At 31.6% G+C, this 4,743-nt stretch carries 6 protein-coding genes and 1 pseudogene; 4 read left to right on the top strand and 3 right to left on the bottom strand.

Going from position 1 to position 4,743, the window contains the following annotated elements; all coding sequences use genetic code 11:
- Window positions 1–499, top strand: a pseudogene (locus WDZ98_RS08175) (transcriptional regulator); the annotation flags it as partial.
- Window positions 496–1,089, top strand: a complete 594-nt coding sequence (locus WDZ98_RS08170; RefSeq protein ID WP_368060645.1) for an RlmE family RNA methyltransferase — start codon at window positions 496–498, stop codon at window positions 1,087–1,089. The pseudogene WDZ98_RS08175 and the gene WDZ98_RS08170, both read left to right, overlap by 4 nt.
- On the opposite strand, the gene WDZ98_RS08165 is transcribed toward WDZ98_RS08170, so the two are convergent.
- Both WDZ98_RS08165 and WDZ98_RS08160 read right to left on the bottom strand, forming a co-directional pair.
- Window positions 1,079–2,227, bottom strand: coding sequence for a tRNA (guanine-N1)-methyltransferase (locus WDZ98_RS08165; RefSeq protein ID WP_368060647.1), 1,149 nt, complete (start codon window positions 2,225–2,227; stop codon window positions 1,079–1,081). The two genes, WDZ98_RS08170 and WDZ98_RS08165, sit on opposite strands and share 11 nt — an antisense overlap.
- A gap of 219 nt (window positions 2,228–2,446) precedes the next feature.
- Window positions 2,447–2,875, bottom strand: a complete 429-nt coding sequence (locus WDZ98_RS08160; RefSeq protein WP_368060649.1) for a hypothetical protein — start codon at window positions 2,873–2,875, stop codon at window positions 2,447–2,449.
- Window positions 2,876–2,937: 62 nt separating this feature from the next.
- On the opposite strand from WDZ98_RS08160, the gene WDZ98_RS08155 reads away from it, so the two are divergent.
- The gene (locus WDZ98_RS08155) at window positions 2,938–3,219 is read left to right on the top strand and encodes a hypothetical protein (protein WP_368060651.1); all 282 of its coding nucleotides are present in this window, start codon (window positions 2,938–2,940) and stop codon (window positions 3,217–3,219) included.
- 121 nt (window positions 3,220–3,340) lie between these two features.
- On the top strand, window positions 3,341–3,961 hold the full coding sequence (gene rnhB, locus WDZ98_RS08150) for a ribonuclease HII (RefSeq protein ID WP_368060653.1): 621 nt from the start codon (window positions 3,341–3,343) through the stop codon (window positions 3,959–3,961).
- Here the strand turns inward: rnhB and WDZ98_RS08145 are convergent.
- Entirely contained in the window at window positions 3,958–4,632 is a 675-nt protein-coding gene (locus tag WDZ98_RS08145; RefSeq protein ID WP_368060655.1) for a fibrillarin-like rRNA/tRNA 2'-O-methyltransferase, read from the bottom strand. The genes rnhB and WDZ98_RS08145 overlap by 4 nt on opposite strands.
- Window positions 4,633–4,743: the final 111 nt, after the last annotated feature.

Below are 4,743 nucleotides of genomic sequence, written 5' to 3'. Positions count from 1 at the left end.
AAAACCAGTAAAAGCCAAAAAACTAACTAAAAAAGAATTGGAAGAAGCTAAAAGAGAAGCTGAAAAAACTCTAGAAGAAGAACTAGAAGAGCAACTCTCTGATGAAGAAATTGAAAATTTTCAAATTGAAAAAGTAGACATGGAGAGATTGACAAACAAAGTATGTGATATTTTAGCTGAACGCGAATCTGATGGAATGCTTCAAGGTGAATTATGGAAAAAACTCAAACTAAGTAATCAAATTGGTTCTCGTCTGGCATTAAAACTTGAAAGAATGGGTACCCTTACAAGAGAAAAACTTCTTGAAAATAATCGTTGGACTTACAAATTAATTTTAAAAAAGACTCCAATCAGTACTCAATCTATTGAAAATGCTCCATGTTTAGTTTGTCCTGTAGAACAAAAATGTTCACTTGAAGGTGAGATTAGTCCTACAAATTGTCAATTCATTGAAGATTGGGTAATTGCAGACTTGAAAAAACCTGTGAAATCTAAATGAAACTAATAGATGCACGAAAAGATCAATACCGCAGATTAGCTCATGAACAAGGTTTTCGAAGTAGAGCTGCTTTCAAATTAAAAGAACTAAATCGTTCATATCGACTCATTGGTCCTGGATTCTATGTTTTGGATCTTGGATGTGCTCCTGGCGGTTGGACACAAATGGCTGTTAAATTGGCAGGAAATCAAGGAAAAGTTATGGGTGTTGATTTATCATATGTTGAAGAAATTCCTGGAGCGCATATTATTCGAGAAAACATTGAGGATGAACATGTTATTGATGAAATTATGTCTTATTTTGGACGTAAAGTCAATGCAGTAATATGTGATCTTTCTCCACAAGTTAGTGGAAACTGGTCAGTTGACCACGCTAAACAAATTTCTTTGAATTATGATTGCACAAAAATCATGGACAAAGTTTTGGCACATAAAGGAAATGCTGTTTTCAAAGTTTTTGATGGTGAATATTCAATGGAGTTTAAAGATTACATAAAGAAAAAATTTGCTAGAATTAATCTTACAAAACCTAAGGCTAGTAGGCAACAAAGTAGTGAATTATACTATGTCTGTTTAGGTTTTATTGGATAGTTTCAAAAATCTCCATTATTTCATTTATGTTGGCATTCGTTCTAAATCCTGTTGGACTAAATGCTGTAACACTAGCTAAAAAATTATTTTTTTGTAAATTCAATATTGCGTTTTCTAGTTTTGGAGGTGATGCTTTCATTTTTGAAGCAATCTCATCTAATGTAAAATACGTTCCTGGCATTTCTGATTCTACAAGACATTTGGAAAGTGTTTTTTCACATACTTTATCTACTTCTAATTTAGGAATTTCTAATAACATGTCTTGAATAAACTCTTTGTCAAAAATTCTTCCAATCCATAATGGTCCTGCACTACTAATTTTTAATTTACATAGTTCACATTCTTGCTCTTGTTCTAATACCATTTTTCTATGTCCACAGTGTTTACAATGTAAAATATATCCCACATTCTCTTGTTGATCTGGTCTGTTTAACACTTTGACATATGTTCTATAGTAATGCATTTCACTTTCAACAAATACGGGAACTATTTCTACACCTAATCTTGCAGCTACCGTTCTAAGACAACCAAGAATCAATCTAATGGCAATTTCATTTCCATATTCTGTTCTTACTGGAATTCCGCCATATTTTCTCTTACATGCGTTTTGAAATAGGCCGTTTAGAACTTGAAGATCAGTTGCAGCTGTAGATAGTATGCCTCCATGCATGGTTGCTCTTATACCACAGTCAAAAAATGCAGCAGGCGAACCAAACGGATCTATATCTGTAATTGAACCTCGCCTTCCTTTCTGTGAGTATTCACTAAGAAATCTACACACTTCTTTCTCAGAATATTCTATATTTTTTAATTCGTTAAGATTTGCTGAATATTCGGCCATTTTAAGAGCGGATGGATTTAGATCATTTATCACAATTTTTTCAATTTCTAACTCATTTGCAACTCGTAATCCTCTTGCACCAATTCCTGCTAGTCCTTCTAAGAAGATTTTTGGTCCTTCAAATTTATTTAGAAAAGCAGAATATGCAATTATTGAAAAATCTCTATTTAATTTTGCTTTTGGATTAAAAAACGCTGGTTTTTTGGGAGGTACTTTATCTGTAATTGATTTTTTTGGAACCAGAAGTTTTGTTTTACCTTCAATTATTTCTTGAAAAGTTTCATTAGGAATTTCCAATTATTTTTCTATTTTTTTAAAACGTATAATGGTTTAATACTTGTGGTCCATACATAATTTTGAATATCAAATATTTAGAAAATTGTTTTCAAAATGTGATTATTCACTAATGATATAGATCACAATGATCTAGATCTGTCATGGCAACACAAAATCAATCTAAAGATCAAAATTTTGATTTGAAAAAACTGATCTTTTATCTCGTAATCGTAGAGATCATTATTGTACATGTATTTCATTAATCATGTTGCGTGTCAACTTGAGTTCATTTTTGAGCATTGTTTCTCTATTGTATAATTGATCTATTGCCACCATTTGGTTTCTTAGTATTTTTTGTAATGTTGTACTACGTATTTGAGATGTTGCAATTTTTTTACTTCTAAGACTAACCAGTTTTTGCATTGAATAGATTATTGGGCTTTTAGTATTGATTTTGTAAGTGGGTGATTTTCCAATATTGCCTGATTGTATAATCATGTCATTATCTAATAATTTTTTAATTTCTTTGAATGCAGTAGTGCGACTCATACCAATCCCTTCAACTAATTCTGGTACAGTGAACTCATTTTTTGGGAAGACCATGAAAAAGTCAATCATTTTCATACGTGGTGAATCCCCATAAAGTGCAATTATGCCTGATTCTGCCATACTATTCGTACTATGATCAATCTACTTAAAGACTACTCTTGAATAGTATCATTTGAGTACTATTGGTTAAAAGCACGCAGACTGATAAGGAGATACAAGATTCAATCTTGTTTTATTTGTGGCAAGAGGGTGCGTGGGGCGAAGTCTATACCAACTATGAAAAAATGAAAAGACGATTAGGAATGGTAGTCAAAAACAATGGTAAGAATGTCGATAAGCAGTTAAAGAAATTAGTTAATGATCGATTAGTTTTGAAATTAAAGCAAGGTAGAACTTATTCATTGAATCACCTTTACAGAAATACCATTGAAGAACGACTAATAGAAGCAGAGTTTCCAGTTTAGTCTTTTAACTAAACAACTTTGAATTCTTTAGATTCTGGGTGAAAACCACTCAAAATATGTAACGGTGTATAAAATTGACGATGTTAAATTAGTTTAATACTTGTGTTTTAAGACAAAATTCGTGCAAATTTGCGGGGTTGATGATGCTGGACGTGGTTCCATGTTAGGACCTTTGGTTATAGCTGGAGTTTCATTAGATAAAAAAAATTTGAAAAAATTATCTGCACTAGGGGTAAAAGATTCAAAAAAACTTTCTCCCCAATTACGTGAACAACTTTATAAAAAAATTATTAAAATTGTTGATGATTACTATATTGCAAAAATTTCTTCTAAATCCATTGATGTTAGTGTCAAGAAACATGGTCTAAATGATTTAGAAGCAAAATATATGGCCAAAGTTGTCTCTAAATTAAATTCTCATACATCTTATGTAGACTCGTGTGATGTCAATCCAGCTAGATTTGGTCGAGAAATATCTCGAATGTCTGATAATCATAAAATTAAATCATACCATCATGCAGATAGTAGATTTGTCATAGTATCTGCAGCATCTATTCTTGCTAAAGTGACTAGAGATAAAGCCATAATGAAATTAAGAAAAGATCATAATTTGGGAAGTGGATATCCATCAGATCCTATAACTGTCAAATTTGTTGCTGAATATTACAAAAAAAATCAAGTCATGCCCAGTTTTGTGCGTAAAAGTTGGAAACCAGTTCAGAAAATAATGAAAAATATCTAACCTCTGTATTTTGAAATTACCATTGCGTGATCTTTGTCATAAGGATGCAAATCTATGGATTGCAACACTTCAAATTTATTTTTTAATTTCTCTATTTCTTCATCAACAATTCTTCTTGGAGCTTTTGTTACATCAATACTTCTTGTTTTGATCACTAAAAAGAAAAATCCACCTTTTTTTAGAAACATGTCACAATTATCTATTGCAATTTGTGTTTGATCTGGTTGTGCAATATCTACATACACAACATCTACTTTTCCAAACACTGAAAAATACTCTTTTGGTTTTCTAGCATCTTGAAGAATTGGAATAATATTTGATCTATGTGTTGCAACTCTGTCCAAAAAATCTCTTGCTACTCTACTTGCATGTTCAACACCAAAAACTATTCCACTTGGACCTACAATATCTGAAATATGACTAACTGTAGTTCCAGTTGATGCTCCTAAATACAATACTTTGGTTTTATTTTCAAATGGGAAATAATCTAACCCATTCATTATGGATGCTGCTAACTTACTTCTAAATGGATCCCATAATCTGTATTCTACTCCTTTTTTGATAATTAATTTTTCTTTGTAAACTTGATTACCTGGAATCATATTCTCTGTTGCTAGTTTTTTTTGTCCTTCTGATTTGATCCAAAAAAATGATTGATTATCTTCTTCCAAACTTGTTTCTCTTCTTGTTTGAATCTGCTCGTTCTTTATTTATTCCACCTTCTTTTCTACCACCTTCTCTTCGTGGACTGTCTCTAAAGCTACCACCTTCTTTTCTACCAC

The sequence above is a fragment of the Candidatus Nitrosopumilus sp. genome, from assembly GCF_040878665.1.
Classification (GTDB): Archaea; Thermoproteota; Nitrososphaeria; order Nitrososphaerales; family Nitrosopumilaceae; genus Nitrosopumilus.
The sequence above is the reverse complement of the archived record's forward strand: the minus strand, read 5'-3'. Positions and strand labels throughout refer to the sequence as shown.